The organism is Brevundimonas sp. P7753 (genome assembly GCF_013386595.1).
GTDB lineage: Bacteria > Pseudomonadota > Alphaproteobacteria > Caulobacterales > Caulobacteraceae > Brevundimonas > Brevundimonas bullata.
In genome coordinates, this window is sequence record NZ_JACARP010000272.1 from 1 (window position 1) to 319 (window position 319).

The window sequence follows — 319 nt, forward strand, 5'->3', positions numbered from 1 at the left end:
TTCATGGGGCTGACTGGCGTGGGCGATCTGCTGCTGACCGCCACCGGCGATCTGTCACGCAACCGCACGGTCGGGATGCAGCTTGCGCAGGGCCGCACGCTCGACGACATCCTGCACAGCCTCGGTCACGTCGCCGAAGGCGTGCGTTGTGCGCGTGCCGTTGCGGCGCTCGCGCGCGCCAAGGGCGTGGACATGCCGATCACCTTTACCGTCTGCGAAGTCCTGTTCGAAGGGCTTCCTGCTGCGAAGGCGGTCGAGCGTCTGCTGCAGCGCGACGCCAAATCCGAATCGGCACGCTAGTCACGCCGCAATCAAGGGG

At 66.8% G+C, this 319-nt stretch carries 1 protein-coding gene; it reads left to right on the forward strand.

Annotated elements, in window-relative coordinates; all coding sequences use genetic code 11:
• A partial coding sequence (locus HX774_RS19545) for an NAD(P)H-dependent glycerol-3-phosphate dehydrogenase (RefSeq protein WP_370523756.1) occupies nt 1–300 on the forward strand: 300 nt, incomplete at its 5' end.
• Nucleotides 301–319 lie beyond the last annotated feature (19 nt).